The 20610-nt window shown below is 61.8% G+C and carries 16 protein-coding genes; 5 read left to right on the top strand and 11 right to left on the bottom strand.

Features of this window, described 5'->3' with window-relative positions; translation table 11 throughout:
* Positions 1 to 3: 3 nt before the first annotated feature.
* The 5 genes from uppS to rpsB are packed head-to-tail and all read right to left on the bottom strand — an operon-like array spanning position 4 to position 3815.
* Positions 4 to 774, bottom strand: coding sequence for a polyprenyl diphosphate synthase (gene uppS, locus GGR36_RS04185; protein ID WP_183632162.1), 771 nt, complete (start codon positions 772 to 774; stop codon positions 4 to 6).
* A 33-nt stretch (positions 775 to 807) separates the two neighbouring features.
* On the bottom strand, positions 808 to 1365 hold the full coding sequence (frr, locus tag GGR36_RS04190; RefSeq protein ID WP_183632164.1) for a ribosome recycling factor: 558 nt from the start codon (positions 1363 to 1365) through the stop codon (positions 808 to 810).
* A 16-nt stretch (positions 1366 to 1381) separates the two neighbouring features.
* Entirely contained in the window at positions 1382 to 2098 is a 717-nt protein-coding gene (gene pyrH / locus GGR36_RS04195) for a UMP kinase (RefSeq protein WP_183632167.1), read from the bottom strand.
* A 15-nt stretch (positions 2099 to 2113) separates the two neighbouring features.
* On the bottom strand, positions 2114 to 3013 hold the full coding sequence (tsf, locus tag GGR36_RS04200) for a translation elongation factor Ts (RefSeq protein ID WP_183632169.1): 900 nt from the start codon (positions 3011 to 3013) through the stop codon (positions 2114 to 2116).
* Between the two features lie 46 nt (positions 3014 to 3059).
* A complete protein-coding gene (rpsB, locus tag GGR36_RS04205; RefSeq protein WP_183632171.1) occupies positions 3060 to 3815 on the bottom strand; it encodes a 30S ribosomal protein S2 in 756 nt (251 codons plus the stop codon).
* A gap of 259 nt (positions 3816 to 4074) precedes the next feature.
* Here rpsB and map point away from each other — a divergent pair, with 259 nt between their 5' ends.
* Positions 4075 to 4893 (top strand): type I methionyl aminopeptidase, encoded by an 819-nt coding sequence (gene map / locus GGR36_RS04210; protein ID WP_183632173.1) that lies wholly within the window; start codon positions 4075 to 4077, stop codon positions 4891 to 4893.
* Positions 4893 to 7469 (top strand): [protein-PII] uridylyltransferase, encoded by a 2577-nt coding sequence (locus tag GGR36_RS04215; protein ID WP_183632175.1) that lies wholly within the window; start codon positions 4893 to 4895, stop codon positions 7467 to 7469. Before map ends, GGR36_RS04215 begins: the two co-directional genes overlap by 1 nt.
* A 12-nt stretch (positions 7470 to 7481) precedes the next feature.
* Here GGR36_RS04215 and def read toward each other — a convergent pair whose 3' ends face one another.
* Positions 7482 to 8015 (bottom strand): peptide deformylase, encoded by a 534-nt coding sequence (gene def, locus GGR36_RS04220; protein ID WP_183632177.1) that lies wholly within the window; start codon positions 8013 to 8015, stop codon positions 7482 to 7484.
* Between the two features lie 9 nt (positions 8016 to 8024).
* A complete protein-coding gene (locus GGR36_RS04225) occupies positions 8025 to 8759 on the bottom strand; it encodes an S-methyl-5'-thioinosine phosphorylase (protein ID WP_183632179.1) in 735 nt (244 codons plus the stop codon).
* Positions 8760 to 8884: 125 nt separating this feature from the next.
* Here GGR36_RS04225 and typA point away from each other — a divergent pair, with 125 nt between their 5' ends.
* A complete protein-coding gene (gene typA, locus GGR36_RS04230; RefSeq protein WP_183632181.1) occupies positions 8885 to 10702 on the top strand; it encodes a translational GTPase TypA in 1818 nt (605 codons plus the stop codon).
* 68 nt (positions 10703 to 10770) lie between these two features.
* Here typA and galU read toward each other — a convergent pair whose 3' ends face one another.
* The 4 genes from galU to smc are packed head-to-tail and all read right to left on the bottom strand — an operon-like array spanning position 10771 to position 18341.
* Positions 10771 to 11652, bottom strand: a complete 882-nt coding sequence (galU, locus tag GGR36_RS04235; RefSeq protein WP_183632183.1) for a UTP--glucose-1-phosphate uridylyltransferase GalU — start codon at positions 11650 to 11652, stop codon at positions 10771 to 10773.
* Complete coding sequence (gene ligA / locus GGR36_RS04240; RefSeq protein WP_183632185.1) at positions 11636 to 13720, bottom strand: NAD-dependent DNA ligase LigA; 2085 nt, start codon at positions 13718 to 13720, stop codon at positions 11636 to 11638. Before ligA ends, galU begins: the two co-directional genes overlap by 17 nt.
* Before the next feature lie 8 nt (positions 13721 to 13728).
* Positions 13729 to 14805, bottom strand: a complete 1077-nt coding sequence (locus GGR36_RS04245; RefSeq protein WP_183632187.1) for a cell division protein ZipA C-terminal FtsZ-binding domain-containing protein — start codon at positions 14803 to 14805, stop codon at positions 13729 to 13731.
* Between the two features lie 8 nt (positions 14806 to 14813).
* The gene (gene smc / locus GGR36_RS04250; protein ID WP_183632196.1) at positions 14814 to 18341 is read right to left on the bottom strand and encodes a chromosome segregation protein SMC; all 3528 of its coding nucleotides are present in this window, start codon (positions 18339 to 18341) and stop codon (positions 14814 to 14816) included.
* A 167-nt stretch (positions 18342 to 18508) separates the two neighbouring features.
* Between smc and dapC the strand changes: the two genes are divergently transcribed.
* Together dapC and dapD are read left to right on the top strand one after the other, a co-directional pair.
* On the top strand, positions 18509 to 19717 hold the full coding sequence (dapC, locus tag GGR36_RS04255) for a succinyldiaminopimelate transaminase (protein WP_183632198.1): 1209 nt from the start codon (positions 18509 to 18511) through the stop codon (positions 19715 to 19717).
* A gap of 38 nt (positions 19718 to 19755) precedes the next feature.
* Positions 19756 to 20574, top strand: coding sequence for a 2,3,4,5-tetrahydropyridine-2,6-dicarboxylate N-succinyltransferase (gene dapD, locus GGR36_RS04260; RefSeq protein WP_183632200.1), 819 nt, complete (start codon positions 19756 to 19758; stop codon positions 20572 to 20574).
* The last annotated feature ends 36 nt before the right edge of the window (positions 20575 to 20610 follow it).

The raw sequence follows: 20610 nt of genomic DNA on the forward strand, positions 1-20610 counted from the left end.
CTGCTACTCCGCCGCCGCTGGGGGGTGCAATTGTTCGCTTGTGCGGCCAAATCGTCTTTCGCGGCCACGGTAGGATTGCAACGCGAGATCAAGCGCAGCGACGTCGAATTCAGGCCAAAGTGTTTCGGTGAAATAAAACTCGGTATAGGCGAGTTGCCACAGGAGGAAGTTGCTGATTCTTTCCTCTCCGCCTGTACGAATGAAGAGGTCCGGCTCGGGCGCATCAGCGAGACAGAGATATGGCGCGAGATCCTCTTCTTCGAACCCGCCCCGTTTTTCGGGATGAGCCGCCAGCATCGACTCAACCGCGTTGAGAATGTCCCAACGGCCTCCGTAGTTTGCAGCGATGGTTAAGGTGAGGCGCTCGTTGTCAAAGGTCAGAGCTTCCGCTTCGGCGATCATCTCCCGAATTTGCGCATCAAAGCGTGACAGATCGCCAATGACACGGAAGCGGATGCCGTTGCGATGCAGCTTTGCGATCTCTTGCTGCAGTGCCTTTAGGAACAGACCCATCAAGAAGCTGACTTCTTCTTCGGGCCTTCTCCAATTCTCGGAACTGAAGGCGAAAAGCGTCAGATGACGAATGCCACGGTCGACGCACGCGGAAACGATCTGGCGGACGGTTTCAAGCCCGCGCTTGTGTCCGGCGACACGCGGCATCAAACGCTTGCGAGCCCAGCGTCCGTTGCCGTCCATGATTATGGCAACGTGCGTCGGCACCTCCGCTACATTGGGGATATCACGCGTCGAGCTAAAAATGCGGCCGATGGCCATTGTGTGGAGACTCCGCTCGTAGTTGCGGCGTCATCAGACCTGCATCAGGTCTTTTTCTTTTTCGGCGAGAAGCTTGTCTACTTCCGCGATGTAACGATCGGTCAGTTTCTGAACGTCCTCTTCCGCGCGACGTTCCTCATCTTCTGAAATCTCTTTGCTCTTGACTGATTCCTTGAGCTGGCTGTTCGCGTCACGCCGGAGATTACGGACGGCCACGCGTGCATTCTCGGCCTCAGATCGAACGACCTTGATGAGATCCTTGCGACGCTCTTCCGTGAGCGCAGGCATCGGGACGCGCACAACATCACCCATCGTCGCGGGATTCAGGCCGAGATCGCTATCGCGAATCGCCTTTTCCACCTTCGCGATCATCCCCTTCTCCCATGGTTGAACCCCAATCGTGCGGGCATCCAGGAGGTTGATGTTCGCGACTTGATTCACTGGGACCATCGAACCGTAATAGTCGACCTGCACATGATCAAGCAAGCCGGTATGAGCGCGGCCAGTGCGCACTTTCCCGAGGTCATTCTTCAATGCCTCGAGCGACTTCTGCATCTTCTGTTCGATCTGCTTCTTCAGTTCGGCGATCATTTCCAGAGTCCTTGCGTCAGATGTGCACCAAGGTGCCTTCATCTCCGCCCATTGCCACCCGTTTGAGGGCGCCGGGAACGAAGATGCTGAATACCTTGATCGGCAACTTCTGGTCGCGACACAGCGCGAAGGCTGTTGCGTCCAATACCTGCAGATTCCTCGCGATGGCCTCATCGAAGCTGATTCGCGAATAGCGCGTCGCGGAGGGATCCTTCTTCGGGTCCGCAGAGTACACGCCGTCGACCTTTGTTGCCTTCAAAACGATTTCTGCGCCGATCTCGGCGCCACGCAGGGCGGCAGCGGTATCCGTTGTGAAGAATGGATTGCCCGTGCCGGCTGCGAAGATGACTACCTTTCCGTCTTCCAGGTAGCGAATGGCCTTGCCACGGATATATGGCTCGACCACCGCTTCCATATTCAGCGCGGACTGGACGCGCGCAACGACGCCAACGTGTTTCATTGCGTCGGCCAGGGCCATTGCATTCATGACTGTGGCCAACATGCCCATGTAGTCGGCTGTTGCGCGATCCATCCCGCTTGCAGCACCGGCCATGCCGCGGAAGATGTTGCCGCCACCGATGACCACCCCAACCTCGACGCCGAGATTGACCACCTCCGCCACTTCCTGAACGATACGGGAGACGACGTCACGGTTGATCCCGAAAGCGTCGTCGCCCATCAGGGCTTCACCTGAAAGCTTGAGCAGGATGCGGCGGTAGGCAGGTGTGGTCATGGTAGCTGGACTTCCTCAGCGTTGGGCAGCGGCAGCAGCGGCTTGCGCGGCGACTTCAGCGGCAAAGTCCGTCGTCTTCTTCTCGATGCCTTCGCCCACGATGAACAGGGTGAACCCGTGCACCTTGGCGTTCTTGGCCTTGAGCAGTTGCTCGACAGTCTGCTTGCCATCTTCGGCCTTCACGAAGACCTGGCCCAGGAGGGTGACATCTTTCAGGAACTTCTGGACCGAACCTTCGGCGATCTTTTCAAGCATGGCTTCCGGCTTGCCGGACTCCTTTGCCTTCTCGATCGCGACACGGCGTTCGGTTTCAATCAGTTCTGCGGAAACACCAGAGGCGTCGAGCGACTTGGGCTTGTTCGCAGCGATGTGCATCGCAAGGTCCCGTGCCAGCGCGTCGTCCCCACCTTCGACGTCAATCAGGACGCCGATCTTGGAGCCGCCGTGGATGTATTGAGCGACCTTGCCTTTTGCTTCGACGCGGACGAAGCGGCGGATCGACATGTTCTCGCCGATCTTGCCAACCAGTGCGGTGCGCACCGAATCAACCGTACCCTCGCCAAGCGGGAGTGCGGACAGCGCTGCGACATCGGCCGGAGCCTGCGTCGCCACCAGTTCAGCGCAGTCGCGCGACAGCTTGAGAAAGTCGTCGTTCTTCGCAACAAAGTCGGTTTCGCTGTTGATCTCAACGATCGATGCGAGCTTGCCGTCTGCCGAAATGTAAGTTGCCACAACGCCTTCGGCTGCAACGCGGGCTGCGGCCTTAGAAGCCTTGCTGCCAAGCTTCACGCGCAGAATTTCTTCTGCCTTGACCATGTCGCCGGCCGCCTCAGTAAGGGCCTTCTTGCACTCCATCATCGGGGCGTCGGTCTTTTCCCGAAGCTCCTTGACCATGCCTGCGGTGATTTCCGCCATGCTGACTCCTGAATTCAATTAATGCCGAAAGGAACAGACGCAGCGCTTAGGCTTGCTCTTCCGTGCCTTCGTCCACTTCGACAAACTCGTCCGCCTCGCCGGCAGCGACGATTTCGTTGATGACCTGGCTGCGGCCCTCAAGCACGGCATCGGCAACGCCGCGTGCGTACAGGCGGATCGCACGGCTCGAATCATCGTTACCCGGGATCACGTAATCCACGCCCTCAGGGGAATGGTTGGTATCGACGATTGCGACGACCGGAATGCCCAGCTTCTTGGCTTCGGTGATTGCAATCTTGTGATAACCGACGTCGATGACAAACAGTGCATCGGGCAGACCGCCCATTTCCTTGATGCCGCCGATCGACTTCTGGAGCTTCTCGAGTTCGCGCGTCGCCATCAGCGCTTCCTTCTTCGAGAGCTTCTCGATCGAGCCATCCTCAACCATCTGCTCCATGTCCTTCAGGCGCTTGATCGACTGCTTGACCGTCTTGAAGTTGGTCAGCATGCCACCCAGCCAGCGCTCGTCCACGAACGGCATGCCGGCGCGGCCAGCCTCTTCGGCCAGGATTTCGCGTGCCTGACGCTTGGTGCCAACGAAGAGAATCGTGCCGCGGTTGCTCGCAAGCTTGCGCACGAAGGCAGTCGCCTCCTGGTACTTGGCCAGGGTCTTCTCGAGGTTGATGATGTGAATCTTGTTGCGATGGCCGAAAATGAACGGGGCCATCTTGGGGTTCCAGAAACGCGTCTGGTGGCCGAAGTGAACACCGGCTTCCAGCATCTGGCGCATAGTGACGGACATATAGATTCTCCGATCTAAGGGTTAGCCTCCGCTCCTGGTGACCGCGCAGAGATCGCGGTCTCGCCCGCATGTGCGGGACCCTTGCAACAGGAGCGTGCGTAGTTCGTCGCACCCCCCATGGGCACGACCAAGCCAGCCATTCTAGCAGCTTGCACCGTACCCCCTCAAGCTCCGCTGCTGCTCGCGCGATGAATGGGTTTGGCGACCCCGCACGAAAGGCGATAACCTTCGCGTTTGTCCCGAAGCAGCCAGAACAACAATGAGTGTTTCAATCAAGACCCCCGACGAGATCGTCGCCATGCGCGAAGCCGGCCGCCTGGCTTCCGAAGTCCTGGATTTCATTACGCCGCATGTTCAGCCGGGCGTGACTACGGAAGAACTTGATCGGCTTTGCCACGATTACATGGTCAACGTGCAGGGGACCATCCCGGCGCCGCTGAACTACGCACCGCCAGGCTACAAACCGTACCCGAAATCGATCTGCACTTCGATCAACCATCAGGTGTGCCATGGCATTCCGGGCAACAAGCAATTGAAGCGCGGCGACATCGTCAACCTCGATATCACCGTCATCAAGGACGGTTTTCATGGCGATACGAGCCGCATGTTCGTGGTCGGCAATGAGGGGAGCATCCTCGCCAAGCGGCTTTGCCAGATCACTTATGAATGCATGTGGCTCGGCATTGCGCAGGTGAAACCGGGCGCCCATCTGGGCGACATCGGCCATGCCATCCAGAAACACGCAGAGGGGGCTGGCTTTTCGGTCGTTCGGGAGTTCTGCGGACATGGCATCGGTCGCAACTTCCATGAAGAGCCACAGGTCGTGCATTACGGCCGCCCCGGCACCGGGCTGGAACTCAAGGCAGGCATGATCTTCACGATCGAGCCGATGATCAATGCCGGCAAGGCTGCGATTTCGGAGTTGCCTGATGGCTGGACCATCGTGACCAAGGATCGCAGTCTCTCTGCCCAATGGGAGCACACCGTCGTGGTGACCGATGACGGCGTGGAAGTCCTTACTCGATCGGCCGGCGCACCGGCGATCCCGGAAATCGTTGCCAAGCACTTCTTTGCCTGATGGCTACGGTGGTGCCTACTGACAGCCTACGGGCGACAGGCGATTCGCTGCGAAAGCGTGTCACCGACGGCCGAACGGAACTTCGCGCTGCATTCGAGGCGCATCCGGATCCAGTGCGCCTTCTGCGCGACAACGCGAACCTGGTCGACGGTGTGCTGCGAGACATCTGGCAGGTTGCGGGCGTTCCGGATGCTGCTTCCCTGATCGCTGTCGGCGGGTACGGTCGAGGTCAGCTCTTCCCGAATTCTGATGTCGACCTGTTGATCTTGCTGGCGGAGGAGCCCGACAGGCCCACCCAACAGCGGATTGAAAGGCTTGTTGGCCTGTTCTGGGACATCGGTCTCGAAGTCGGTCACAGCGTTCGAACGCTTGAAGAATGCGCAGAAGAATCGGCGCGTGACGTCACCGTTCAGACCAACCTGCTGGAGGCTCGCCTGCTTGCCGGCGACGCCGGGATATTCGAGAGGATGCTCGAACAGCAGCGCGCGGCACTTGATCTGCCCGCCTTCTTCATCGCCAAGCGTGCAGAGCAGGAGCAGCGCTACAACCGCTTCAACGACACCCCCTATTCGCTTGAACCCAATTGCAAGGAAGGGCCGGGCGGTCAGCGTGACCTGCAGACGATCGTCTGGATCGCACTGGCGTCAGGCCTTGGTGCGAGTTGGGAGTCGCTGGCCACCGAAGGGTTGATCACAGCAGAGGAGTGCCGGGAACTCAGCAAGGCAGAGCGGTTTTTGCAGGAAGTCCGCATCAGGCTCCACCTGCTGACCCGGCGGCGCGAAGATCGCCTGCTGTTTGATCATCAAGAGGCGCTGGCCAAAGCGCTTGGCGTGAGCGCAACTTCGACCCGGCGCGCATCGGAAGTCATGATGCAGCGCTACTACCTGGTCGCCAAGAAGATCACGCAGCTCAATACCCTCTTGCTGCAGAACTTTGCGACCCGCATCCTGCCGGCCGGCCTGGATGCGCCGATTCCGATCGATGATCGTTTCTGCAAGCGCCAGAATTTGCTGGACGTCTTCGATGACAGCCTCTTCACCCATAGTCCGGACGCAATCCTTGACGCGTTTCTGTTACTCGAGCGTCACGACGAACTCAAGGGGATGACGGCGCGAACCTTGCGCGCCCTGTGGCAATGCCGTGGGCGCGTCGACGCTGCATTCCGACGCAAACCAGAAAACCGCAAACGCTTCCTGGAGCTTTTCCAGCAGCCGCAAGGCATCACCCATGTATTCCGCTGGATGAATCAGTACGGAATCCTGGGTCGTTACATACCCGCGTTCGGTCAGATCGTCGGCCAGATGCAGCACGACCTGTTCCACGTCTACACCGTGGACCAGCACATCCTTCAGGTCATGCGCAATGTCCGCCGCATGACCATGGATGAACACGCGCACGAATATCCGCTTTGTACGCGCTTGATCAGCGGTTTGGACCGCCATTGGCTGCTCTACGTGGCGGCCCTGTTCCATGACATCGCCAAGGGGCGTGGCGGCGACCACTCCAAACTCGGCATGGGCGACGCGCGGCGATTCTGCGAAGACCACGGCCTCAGCGCGGATGACACCGACCTGGTCGAATGGCTGGTCGAGCATCATCTGACGATGTCCCAGATTGCGCAGAAAAGCGACCTTTCGGACCCTGATGTCATTCGGGGTTTTGCCGCATTGGTGGGCGATGAACGCCGACTCACTGCGCTGTATTTGCTGACTCACGCGGACATTCGCGGCACCAGCCCGAAGGTCTGGAATGGGTGGAAGGCCAAGCTGCTCGAGGATCTGTTTCTGACCACCCAGCGGCTACTGCGGGGAGATACGCCCGTTCAGGCAAAAGGAGTCAGCGAACGGCAGCACGAAGCGCGCACCCGCCTGCGCTTCTTCGGCCTGATCGAGAACGTCGAAAGAGCGCTTTGGGATGAACTCGACACCGTGTACTTCATGCGCCATGACATTGACGAAATCGTCTGGCACACGCGCATGCTCTACTATCGACCGTCCGGTGGCGATGCGGTCGTCAAGGCCCGCCCAAGCCAGATCGAGCGTGGCTTGCAGGTCATGGTGTATGCGCCCGACTCTCAGGATCTGTTCAAGCGGCTCTGCGGCTTCTTCAGCCGCCACGGCTTGAGCATTCTCGATGCGAAGATCCATACGACGCGGCACGGCTACGCGCTCGATAGCTTCGTACTGCTCGACCCCGCAGGGGATGAGAACTATCGGGATATCGTGCCGATGATCGAGCACGATCTGGCTGAGCGCCTGCGCACCAATGCGCCGATCGACAAGCCAGGCACCGGTCGGCTTTCGCGCCAGGTGCGGCATTTCCCGATCACGCCGGAAGTCACCATCCGTCCCGATGAGCGCGGGCAGTACTACATCCTGTCGGTTGCGACGGCTGATCGGCCGGGCCTGCTTTTCGACATAGCCAGCGTGCTTGCCGATAACCGCGTCGATCTGCATACCGCAAAGATCGCAACGCTCGGCGAGCGCGCGGAAGACACCTTCCTGATTTCAGGACCCGATCTCGATGCGACCAGCGCGATCGTCAAGCTTGAAGGGGCGCTGCTCGCCAAGGTGTAGGCAGCGCCGCATCTAGTCGTCGTTGCCGGCGTCCAATCCGGGGAACAGGACCTCGGTGTATCCGAAGCGGGTGAAATCCTGTACCCGCATCGGATACAGGATGCCGTCCAGATGGTCGCATTCATGCTGTACCACCCGCGCATGAAACCCGGTGGCCTCGCGTTCGATGCGTTGCCCTTCTGGGGTATAGCCGCTGTAACGCAAGGCGACATGGCGCGGCACGACCCCGCGAAGCCCCGGCACCGACAGGCAGCCTTCCCAGCCCTCCTCCAGCTCCTCTCCTATCGGTTCAATGACAGGGTTGCAGAGGATTGTCAGCGGAACTGATTCAGCGTCGGGATATCGCGGATTCTTTCCGACACCAAAGATGACGACACGCAAATCCACGCCAATCTGCGGGGCCGCGATCCCGGCGCCGTTGAGATGGCGCATGGTGTCCATCATGTCAGTGATGAGGTCTGCCAAGGCAGCCGTGCCGAAAGCGTCCACCGGCTTTGCCACCCGCAACAACCGCGGGTCGCCCATGCGCAACACGTCTCGAATCATTTCCGGTCCCTAGCTGCAGACGCGATCGATCACGTGGCGCACGCGCGTCATGGCTTCCTGCGCCGTCTGCTCGATCTGCTCGAAACGGATTTCGTGTTCGCTGTCGGCGCGCCCGGCCGCCCAATTCACGACCACGTTTAGCGCCGCGTATGGCAAGTCGAGTTCGCGTGCCAATGCGGCCTCGGGCATGCCGGTCATGCCGACCACGTCGGCGCCGTCGCGCGCAAGGCGGTTGATTTCCGCCGCCGTTTCAAGCCGCGGGCCTTGTGTTGCGGCGTACACAGCGCCGTCCACCACGGCTTCGCCCGACTCGGCTGCCGCGGCAAGAATGCGGCGCCGCAACACGGAGTCATAGGGCTCGGTGAAATCGACATGGACCACCGGACCATCCACGCCATCGAAAAAGGTGTTTCTGCGGCTGTGTGTGTAGTCGATGATCTGGTGCGGAACGACCAGCACGCCGGGGGCAAGATCGGCACGAATGCCGCCCACCGACGCAACCGACAGCACGCCCGTCGCTCCTGCGTGCTGTAACGCCCACATATTCGCGCGGTAATTCACCATGTGCGGCGGAATCGTATGGCCGTAACCGTGGCGCGCCAGAAATACGACGTTCGTACTGCAGACATGCCCGAACAGCAAGACGCCCGAGGGCTCCCCAAATGGCGTCCGGACGATCTCCCGGCGTTCGATATTGAGGTTTGCAAGCTGGGTGAGTCCGCTTCCGCCAATGATGGCAAGCATGGATGAGGCCTTCGCGTCGATTTTTGCGGGGGCCAAAATGGTAGCACGTCACTTTTCGGATTTACGCTGCGCTGCCACATGCCCGTGCTAGAATCCGCCCCTTTTTCAAAGACTTGGGACATCCCATGAGCCGCGCAATCCGCAATATCGCCATCATCGCCCACGTTGACCACGGTAAAACCACCCTGGTCGACCAGCTCCTGCGCCAGTCCGGCACCTTCCGTGAAAACCAGCAGGTGGCCGAGCGCGTGATGGACTCGAACGATCTCGAGAAGGAGCGCGGCATCACGATTCTTGCCAAGAACTGCGCGATCCAGTACGGCGAGACCCACATCAACATCGTCGACACCCCGGGACACGCCGACTTCGGCGGCGAGGTGGAGCGCGTACTGTCCATGGTCGACGGCGTGCTGCTGCTGGTCGACGCGGTCGAAGGCCCGATGCCGCAGACCCGTTTCGTGACCCGCAAGGCACTCGCGATGGGGCTCAAGCCGATCGTCGTGATCAACAAGATCGACCGCCCGGGCTCGCGTCCGGACTGGGTGATCAACCACACCTTCGATCTCTTCGACAAACTCGGCGCGACCGAAGAGCAGCTCGACTTCCCGGTCGTGTACGCCTCGGCACTCAACGGCTACGCGATGCTGGAGGCTGACAAGCCCGGCACCGACATGACCGCCCTGTACGAAGCGATCCTCAAGCATGTGCCGCAGCCAACGGTCGACGCTGATGCACCGCTGCAACTCCAGGTGTGCTCGCTGGACTATTCGACCTATGTCGGTCAGCTCGGTATCGGCCGTATTCGCGCCGGCCGTATCCGCCCGAACCAGGAAGTCGTCGTCATGTACGGCGACGAAAACCGCGGCAAGGCCAAGGTTGGCCAAGTCCTGACCTTCAAGGGACTCGAGCGTAGTCAGGCGGAATCCGCCGAAGCGGGCGACATCGTGCTGGTGTCGGGCATCGATCAGGTGAACATCGGCGTCACGATCTGTGATCCGGAGAAGCCGGAAGGCATGAAGCCGATCGCCGTCGATGAACCGACGCTGACGATGAACTTCATGGTCAACTCGTCACCGCTCGCCGGCCGCGAAGGCAAGTTCGTTACGAGCCGCCAGATCCGCGAACGCCTCGAAAAAGAACTGCTCAAGAACGTCGCTCTGCGCGTGAACTACACCGGTGACTCCGACGTGTTTGAAGTTTCGGGGCGTGGCGAACTGCACCTCACCATCCTCCTCGAAAACATGCGTCGCGAAGGCTATGAGCTGGCGGTTGGTCGCCCGCGCGTGGTGTTCAAGGAAATCAACGGCGAGAAGTGTGAGCCGTACGAAATGCTGACGGTGGATGTCGAAGAGAACCACCAGGGTTCGGTGATGGAAGAACTGGGTCGCCGTCGTGGCGAACTGCAGGACATGCAGCCGGATGGCAAGGGCCGTGTGCGTCTCGAATACCGCATCCCTGCGCGTGGCCTGATCGGCTTCCAGGGCGAATTCCTGACCCTGACGCGCGGCACCGGCCTCGCGAGCCATGTGTTCGACGACTACGGCCCCATGGCCGGTGTGATGGCAGAGCGCCGCAACGGCGTGCTGATTTCGCAGAACGACGGTGAGGCGGTGGCTTACGCGTTGTGGAACCTGCAGGACCGTGGCCGAATGTTCGTCAGCCCGGGTGAAGCGCTGTACGAAGGCATGATCATCGGTATCCACACCCGCGACAACGATCTGGTCGTAAACCCGATCAAGGGCAAGCAGCTGACCAACGTGCGCGCTTCGGGCACCGACGAGGCTGTGCGCCTGACGCCGCCGATTTCGCTGACGCTGGAATCGGCAATCGAGTTCATTGCTGATGACGAGATCGTCGAGATCACGCCGAAGTCAATTCGCCTGCGCAAGCGTCACCTGAAGGAAACGGACCGCAAGCGCGCGGCCAAGAACGACGCCGCCTGATAGGGCGATTCAAGACAAAGGGCAGCCGGAAGGCTGCCCTTTTTCACTTCTGCGCCCGTAGCGCAGGTTCAGGGCTGCGCCGAACCAAACTTCTCTTCAAGGTAACGGCTGAAGTCGGTGCCGATTTCGCCGTGGCGCATTCCGAGCTCGACGGTTGCCTTCAGATAGCCCAGCTTGTCGCCGCAGTCATACCGGGTTGCGTTGAACCGATAGGCAAGTACGGATTCTTCACGCAGCAGCGCCGAAATGGCATCGGTCAGCTGAAGCTCTCCATGGGTGCCCGGTTTCAGGTTGCGCAGGTGTTCAAAGATCTGCGGCGTGAGCACGTAGCGGCCCACAACGGCGAGATTTGATGGCGCCTCTTCCGGTTTCGGTTTCTCCACGATTCCGGAGATCCGTCGTACATCGCCCGAATCCTTTTCGGTACTCACCACGCCGTAGGCGCCGGTGGCCTGCCGAGGCACTTCCATAACGCCCAGCACCGAACAGCGGTGGTAGTTGAATACCTCCGACATCTGCGCCGTGACTGAACTGGGGCCATCGAGCAGATCGTCAGCAAGAAGCACGGCGAAAGGCTCGCTGCCGACCACCGGTTCTGCGCACAGCACCGCATGCCCGAGTCCCAGCGCCTCTGCCTGGCGGATGAAGATGCAGTTCACGCCCTTCGGAATCGTGTCCTGCACGATCTTCAGCAAATCGAACTTGCCGCGCGACTCAAGTTCGCTCTCCAGTTCGTACGCTTTGTCGAAATGGTCGGCGATCGCACGCTTGGTCCGACCGATGATGAACACCATGTCGGTGATCCCCGCGTCGGCCGCCTCCTCCACCGCGTATTGGATGATCGGTTTGTCGACGATCGGCAGCATTTCCTTCGGCATGACCTTGGTTGCCGGCAAGAAGCGGCTGCCAAGGCCTGCCACCGGGAAAACCGCTTTACGGATTCGTTTCATTGTTCTCGCTGATTTGGATGGAAGGCTGCATCGCCGTGGCGAGCAAGGCCCGAAGGCCGGATTCGTCGAGAATCGTGATGCCCAGTTGTTGCGCCTTTTCGAGCTTGGAGCCTGCTTCCGCGCCCGCCACGACGAAATCGGTCTTCTTCGACACTGATCCGGCAACCTTCCCCCCTTGCGCTTCGATCAGGGAGGTTGCCTCGTCGCGAGACAGCGCAGGCAAGGTGCCGGTCAGCACGAACGTCTTGCCGGCGAACGGTGCTGCGCTTTCGCCCACAAGGCCGGAAGCCTCAGGCCAATGTACCCCGGCAGAGCGAAGCTCTTCGATGACCTGACGGTTGTGGGGCTCGCGGAAGAAATCAAGGATGCACGCTGCGACGACGGGCCCGACATCTGCCACGCCCAATAATGCTGCTTCGTCCGCTGCCATCAAGGCATCGAGCGAACCGAAGTGGCGCGCAAGGTCCTTGGCGGTTGCCTCGCCAACATTGCGGATACCCAAGGCATAGACGAAGCGTGCGAGCGTTGTCTTGCGGCTGGCTTCGATTGCGGCAACGAGGTTCTGTGCGGATTTTTCCGCCATCCGTTCAAGGCCCGCCAGCGCAAGCACGCCCAGTTTGTACACGTCGGCTGGCGTGCGGACGATCGCAGCATCGACAAGCTGATCGACGATCTTGTCGCCAAGCCCTTCGATATCCATCGCGCGCCGGGATGCAAAATGCAGCAGGGCCTGTTTGCGCTGCGCCGGGCAATAGAGCCCGCCAGTGCAACGGTGGTCGGCTTCGCCCTCCTCTCGCACAACCGCCGATGCACATACCGGGCAGCTTGCAGGCATGACGAAGGGGCGCGCATCGCTCGGCCTGCGCTCGGGCAGCGATGTAACGATTTCAGGGATCACGTCGCCGGCACGCCGCACCACGACACTGTCGCCGATCCAGACGCCCTTGCGATCGATGTCGTCCTGGTTGTGCAGCGTTACGTTGGTGACCGTGACTCCGCCCACGAATACCGGTTCGAGCCTCGCTACCGGTGTCAGCTTGCCGGTGCGCCCGACCTGCACTTCGATGTCCGCCACGCGGGCGATCACTTCCTGCGCAGGGTACTTGTGCGCCACCGCCCAGCGTGGTTCCCGCGTGCGGAACCCCAGCCTGCGCTGCAGCGCGATCGCATTGACCTTGTAGACCACGCCATCGATGTCGAAGGGCAGACTGTCGCGCAGCGCGCCCACCCGATTGTGGAAGGCAACCAATCCGTCCGCGCCCCGCGCAACACAACGCTCGTCGCACACAGGAAAACCCCAGCTGGCCAGCTGATCCAGCAGCGCCGCGTGGGTGGGCGCTTCGTCCCAGCCGAGTGTTTCACCCAGACCGTAGGCGAAGAACGACAGTGGGCGCTGCGCGCTGATCGCGGGATCGAGTTGACGCACACTCCCGGCCGCCGCATTGCGCGGATTCACGAAAGTCTTTTCACCGCGCGCTTCTTGGCGGGCGTTCATGCGCGCGAAATCGTCTCGCCGCATATACACCTCGCCGCGCACTTCGAATATCGCCGGCGGCGTATCGGTCCGTAGACGCAGCGGGATCTGACGAATCGCGCGAATATTCTGGGTGACGTCTTCGCCAGTTTCGCCGTCGCCCCGCGTGGCGGCCTGGATCAACACGCCATTTTCGTAGCGCAGACTGATCGCCAAGCCATCGAATTTGAGTTCCGCTGCGTAGTCGACAGGCGGATCGCCCTCATTCAGCGCAAGTTCCTTGCGCACCTGGGTGTCGAATGCGATCGCACCACTCGCCTCGGTATCGGTCTCCGTGCGGATCGACAGCATCGGGATAGCGTGGCGAACCGGCGCAAACTGCGACAGTGGTTTGCCGCCAACACGCTGCGTGGGTGAATCGGCACTTTGCAGTTCCGGGAACTGCGTCTCGATCGATTGCAGTTCCTGGAACAGCCGGTCGTACTCGGCATCCGGAACTGTGGGCGCATCGAGTACATAGTAGGCGTGATTATGGCGTTCGAGTTCCGCGCGCAGCCACTTGGCCCGCTCGAACGCTTCGCGGGTCGCGATCATGCCGCCGCTCACACGAACAGGCGCAGGGCCAGTCCGCTCCCTGCAGGCACGCCTTGTCGATCCATCTGTTCCTGGAACTGCTCGATCTGTTCGCGGATCATCGCCAGAGAGGCGTCGCTCAGCGCGCGGCCGTTGTCATCGACAAGGTGCCCGTGCAGCGCAGCAGCAAGCTGCCGTGCAAATGCCACCATCCTGTCGAACACCTGGACGCCGGCGCCGACTCTCGGCACATCAAGGCTCAGGGTCACTCCGGACGATGCCCCCTGGCGCAGGGTCTCGGGCGTAAACAGCGAAGCATCCCGATTGGCAACCACGTACAGACTGCAGCCCGCATCGTCGCGGGCATGGAAGCAACCATCGTTGTCGAGCACCAGTCCGGCGGCCTCGGCAAGGCCGCGGAGCTTGGTGCCTGCGAAGGCCTGATCGCCTGCCACCACATTGATCGCGATCTGGATATCGAGCGCGGCACAGAACTGGTCGACACCCTGTGCAAGCGCGAGCGCCTCGCTGCGGTCCATGAAACGCGGCACCGCCATGAACTGATCGCACACGCGCTGGATGGCTGCAGTGAAGGCCTCGATTTCGCGCTCGCCAACGGCACCCCGCCGATCAGCCAACTGCATCGCGACGCTCAGCCGCGTGAAATTGCGTTTGTCGTTGGCGTCGAGTGCAATCCATGCGTGCTCTGCGTCGTCGAAAGCGTACCAGCGCACTGATCGGTGGATCTGAGCGAGCGGCCCGCCTGCGCCATTGACAACCGCGCCCCCCACCACGCCAGCCGGCGCTTCGATCCTGACCACGCAATCGATCGCGCGGGCTTCAAGCGGCAGATCTGGCTCCGCCGCGCGGCCAATTGGCGGTCGTGGCGGAAGTTTGGATGCCGCCGGCTCTACCCGGCCGGATGGGTCTGCCTGTTCGCCCGCTGTCGCGGCGCCTTCAAGCAATACATCGCGATGCTCCGAGCGGAAGGCTTTCTCTGCGTTGCGACGCGCCTTGCGCTCCTGCCACGCGTTGTAGCCCAGCACCAGCACGACGACACCTGCGCCGGAACCGATCAGACCGTAAAGGAGTTCGTTGCCTGCCATGAGACCTCTCAAGCCGCGACTGGATCGGCCAGCCGCAGCGCTTCTTCTATATCGACTTCGACCACGCGGGAAACGCCCTGCTCCTGCATCGTAACGCCGACCAGCTGGCGCGCCATTTCCATCGTGATCTTGCTGTGACTGATGAACATGAACTGCGTGATTGCCGACATGCGTTTGACCATCGCGCAGAATCGTTCGGTGTTGGCATCGTCGAGCGGCGCATCCACTTCGTCCAGAAGGCAGAACGGCGCCGGGTTGAGCTGAAAGAACGAAAACACGAGTGCGATGGCGGTGAGCGCCTTCTCGCCACCGGAAAGCAGATGGATCGAGCTGTTCTTCTTGCCGGGCGGTCGCGCAACAATCTGCACACCGGCATCAAGGATCTCGTCGCCTGTCAGGATCAACTGCGCTTCGCCGCCGCCGAACAATTGCGGGAACAACTCGCCGAAGTGGCGATTCACCGTATTGTACGTTTCCTCCAACTGCTCGCGCGTCTCGCGGTCGATCCTGCGAATGGCGTCTTCCAGCGTGCCGATCGCCTCGCTCAAATCCGCGGACTGCGCGTCAAGGTAGCCCTTGCGCTCTTCGGATGCGAGTAATTCTTCCACTGCCGCAAGGTTTACCGGCCCCAGTTCGGCAAGCTCGCGCGTGAGACGGTTGATTTCGCGAACCAGGGTCTGATCCTTCGGGCCCGCCGCAAGCCGTGCTGCGAACTCCGCTTCGTCGACTTCGATCTCGGCGAGACGTTCGTCATATTGCTGTTGCCCGAGTTCGGCCGCCTGCTGTTTAAGTCGCGCATCCGCCAAGGATTCGTTGAGCGGTCGAAGCGCCAATTCTGCTCGCAGGCGCGCCTCGTCCAGCTCCCGCAGGCGCGAAGCCGCAGCATCAAGCGCCTCGCGGCAGGCGCTGAGCCGTGCTTCGCGCAGCTCACGATTGGCGAGTGCCTCTTGCAGCGCATCGGCCATCGGGGTTTCGTCCAGACCCGCCTGTTCGGCCTCGGCAGCATCGCGTTCGCGCGCACAACGGTCAATCTGCTCTTCGGCTTGTGCAATCTGGCGTGCCAGATCATCAAGTTTGCTGCGGCATTCCCTTTCCGAGAACAGCGCTTCCTGTACCTCGCGGGCGAATTGCTGCTCTTGCATGCGCAGCGCCCGCACCGCTGCGTCTTGCTCGCTTGCCACGGCCTCTGCCGCTTCCAGGCGTTCGCGCAATTGCTCGGCTCGTTCGTCCTGGACGCCCTGCGCCTCAATGGCTCTTTGCAGGTGACTGCGTTCAAGTTCGACCAGCGCATCGAGCTCTTCAAGATCCCGGCGCAACTGATCGGCGCGTTCATCAAAACGCTGCCGTGCCTGACCGAGTTGCACCGCGGCGAGTTGTTCGCGGTGACTGGTCTGTTGCGCAATCTGATGCTCGCGGCGCAGATTGGTGAGCGCTTCTTGCGCCCGCTGGCTTGCGCTCTCCGCTTCGGCCAGCGCCGCATGCCCTTGCTCGGCCTCCAGCGCAAGGCCTTCAATACGTGCATCGAGCTCTTCGATCTCGCGCTCGCGCTCAAGCGCGCCGTGCGCCCCAGCGTCCGCGCGCAGCCACGAGCAGCCGAAGCGCGATAGCTCGCGCCCGGCGCGGTCCACCAGGCGCACCTGTGCCGGCAGTTGCGGCGCCTGGCTCAGCCATTCGCGACAATCTTCCACGGCCCGCACTTGCGATAGCCATGCAGCAACCGGCGCGACCCACGCGGGGTTCTCGACGCGGACAAGATTCAACAGGGGCAGTCCGGGCAAGCCTTGCATGTCGGCCGGCGCGCTGGGCGCGTCCCCGTTCCAGGCAAGGGCGATCGATGTGGGCGGTTGTTCTCCAAGCGCCGCGGCAATGCCCTCAGGCGACTGGACCGGAAATGCGCCGAAGCGCTCACGCAGAGCGGCTTCGAGCGCTGCTTCCCAGCCCGTTTCTACGCGCAGTTCGCGCCACAGCGGACGCGCCGCATCGATCTGGTGCCGTTGGATCCAATCGCCCATCGCGCCCGGTGCTGCAGCCTTCTGCTGGATGCGCGCAAGCGCCTCGCGCCGGGCGCGAGCCTCGGTGAGGCTGCGGCTGACCTGCCGTTCCGTGTCTTGCGCAGCGCGCACCGCCGCTAGCTGATGCGGCAGCGCAGCCGCGCCTTCGTCCAGGGACTCTTGCAGTGCAGCCAAGCGATGTGCCGCGATTTCCGCCGCAGCTTCTGCCCGCGCCAGCGCTTCGAGGTCCGGCGCCTGTAGGCCGTGCCGCTCCCCGTCAACGCGCATCCGGCGCTGCGCGAGGGTATCGAGCGCACGCAGCGCGCTCGCGCGGTGTGTCTCTTCAACGCGAAGCTGTTGTTCCGCACTGCCCAGTTCGTGCCGCAAGGAGCGCGTGGCCGCCTGCGCGCCTGACAATGCGTCTTCCGCTGCGGGCAGGCGTGCGGCCAACTCTTCGTGACGCGCCTGTGCCTGCTCGCACCGCAGCGCCGCTGCATCAAGCAGGTTTTCCCAGCGCTGACGATCTGCTGCGGCACTGGTATGTTGAGCCTGCCAGCGCGTCTCGTCGGCAATGAGTTGCCCGACGCGGCTGCCAAGCATTTGCCGTCGCTCCCTCAGGCGCGTGATTTCGCCCTCGATGCGGGTCACCTCTCCGTTCGCCGCGTAGAGGTCCGCCTGCGCGCCGTGCAGAGCGTCCGAGGCCTGGTAATGCGCATCGCGGGCGTTTTCGACCAGCGATTCAGCCTCTCGCAGCCGCGCCAACTCAGCTTCGATGCGGGCGCTCGTCTCCGCCACGGCCGCAGCCACGCGCGCGGCGTCTTCGCGGGCTTCGTTACGCCGCAACAGCCACAGCAGGATCTGCTGTTCGCGAAGGGACTCGTTGAGGGCTTTGTAGCGCCGCGCGACTTCGGCCTGACCGGAGAGCCGATCAATCTGCGCGCCAAGTTCGTTCCTGATGTCTTCGACCCGGGCCAGGTTGTCGCGGGCGTCCGACAGGCGCCCTTCGGTCTCGCGTCGGCGCTCCTTGTACTTGGTGACGCCGGCGGCCTCTTCGAGGAAGCCGCGCACATCTTCCGGGCGTGCCTCGATGATGCGCGAGATCATGCCTTGTTCGATGATCGCGTAGGCGCGTGGACCAAGGCCGGTGCCCAGGAAAAGGTCGATCACGTCCTTGCGGCGCACGTGGACGTTGTTGATCCAGTAACTCGATTCACCGCTGCGGTCGAGCACCCGCTTGACCGAGATCTCGGCGTATTGGGACCACTGCCCGGCGGCGCGGCCCTCGGAGTTGTCGAAGACCAGTTCGACGCTGGCCCGGCTCACCGGTTTGCGGGTGGTCGAGCCGTTGAAGATCACGTCCATCATCGATTCGCCGCGCAGCGCGCCCGCGCGCGATTCGCCGAGCACCCAGCGCACCGCGTCGATGATGTTGGATTTGCCGCAGCCGTTCGGCCCGACCACACCCACCATCTGGCCTGGAGTGAGCACGGTCGTCGGATCGACGAAGGACTTGAATCCAGCGAGTTTGAGTTTGGAGAGTCGCACGTGAGATGGGGACGAACCGTCGGGAGCGCCACTGTCGCCGGCGCGGCGGTCAAAACGGGTGGCTATAATACCACCCCCGCATGGCGTGCCGAGACACGCGTGAGCGGCACCGGATCATGCGGTGCAAGGCCTTGACTTGCGGGGAGCGCCTGCCTTCTGGAGACCGAATGAATCCCCGCCTGGATCTGCTGCAACCCTACCCGTTCGAACGACTGCGGCAACTCTTTAACGGTGTCGAAGCCCCCGCAGACAGGTCGCCGATACGCCTCTCGATCGGAGAGCCCCAGCACGCTACGCCGGCTTTCATTCAGGAAGCCCTGGTGATGAATCTGCGAGGCCTTTCGGCTTACCCGACGACCGCCGGCGGCGATGGGCTGCGGGAAACCATCGCACACTGGCTGACGCAACGCTACGACCTTGCGCCGATCGACGCCACGCACGAGGTGTTGCCTGTCAGCGGTTCGCGTGAAGCCCTGTTCGCATTCGCGCAGGCGGTGGTGGATGGCTCGCGCCGCGACCCGCTGGTGGTCTGCCCCAACCCCTTCTACCAGATCTACGAAGGGGCCGCGTTGCTGGCCGGTGCGCAGCCGGTGTTCCTGAACCAGCTGCCCGAGTATGACTTCCGGCTCGACATGGATAGCCTGAGCGATGAGCAATGGTCTCGCGTGCAGCTGATGTATGTGTGCTCGCCGGGCAATCCGACCGGAAAGGTGTTGCAGCTGGAAGACTGGAAGCAGATCTTCGAACGCGCGGATCGACATGGTTTCGTGATCGCTGCCGACGAGTGTTATTCCGAGATCTATTTCGATGAAGGCGCGCCCCCGCTTGGCGCCCTGCAAGCGGCGCGACGCCTTGGCCGGAACGCTTACGAGCGGCTGGTTGTGTTCTCCAGCCTTTCCAAGCGGTCAAACGTTCCTGGCCTGCGTTCGGGATTTGTCGCGGGCGACCGTCAGGTGCTGAAGCAATTCCTTTTGTATCGCACCTATCACGGCTGTGCGATGAGCGTGCCGATCCAGGCAGCAAGCATGGCAGCGTGGCGCGATGAATCACATGTGCGAGAGAACCGTACCCTCTACCGCAAGAAATTCGCTGCGCTTGAGCCGATCCTCGGGCCGGCGCTGGCGACCCGCTTGCCTGATGCTGGCTTCTATTTCTGGGCAAAGACGCCCTGCGACGACCGCGAGTTTGCACGCGCCCTCTTCGCCGATACGCATGTCACCGTGCTTCCCGGTCAATTCCTGTCGCGCGTATCCGCTGGCGTAAACCCCGGCGAAGGCTTCGTGCGCATTGCCCTTGTCGCCCCCCTTGACGAATGTATCGAGGCCGCTGAACGGATCGCGGGCTTCGTTTCGCGCCGCTTCGGCCAGCAAGCTTGATAAGCTGTCACCCAATTCACTTAGCTGAGGTCCCCCTGATGAGCAATCTGCAAACCGTTATCGAGAGCGCCTGGGAACAGCGCGCAGACATCAACCCCGGAAACGTATCGGCCGAGCTGCGCGAGGCCATCGAGCACACGATCGGCGATCTGGACGCCGGCCGCGTTCGCGTGGCGGAAAAGCTTGATGGCGCCTGGGTGACGCATCAGTGGGTGAAGAAGGCAGTGCTGCTGTCCTTCCGCGCCAACGACAACGTGATGAGCGATGACGGCGTCAGCAAGTACTTCGACAAGGTCCCGACCAAGTTCGCCAACTGGACCGAGGCTGACTTCCGCGCCGCCGGTTTTCGGGCCACGCCGGGCGCGGTGGCGCGCCGCGGCAGCTTCGTGGCACGGAACGCGGTGCTGATGCCTTCGTACCTGAACATTGGTTCGTATGTGGATGAGGGCACCATGGTCGACACTTGGGTGACCGTGGGTTCCTGCGCCCAGATTGGCAAGAATGTGCACCTTTCGGGCGGTGTCGGGATTGGCGGCGTGCTCGAACCGATGCAGGCCAACCCGACCATCATCGAAGACAACTGCTTCATCGGCGCACGCTCGGAAGTCGTCGAAGGCGTGATCGTGGAGGAGAACTCGGTCATCTCGATGGGCGTGTACATCGGCCAGAGCACCCGCATCTACGACCGTGAGACCGGCGAAGTGAGCTACGGACGCATTCCGGCCGGATCGGTCGTGGTGTCGGGCAACCTTCCCTCTTCCGATGGCAAGTACAGCCTGTATTGCGCCGTGATCGTGAAGAAGGTCGACGCAAAGACGCGCGCCAAGACCAGCATCAACGAACTGCTGCGCGCCTGACCAAACCCCTGAACGAGCCACAGAGAGCGGCGGACC

Origin of the sequence: Niveibacterium umoris (assembly GCF_014197015.1) — a bacterium.
Taxonomy (GTDB): domain Bacteria; phylum Pseudomonadota; class Gammaproteobacteria; order Burkholderiales; family Rhodocyclaceae; genus Niveibacterium; species Niveibacterium umoris.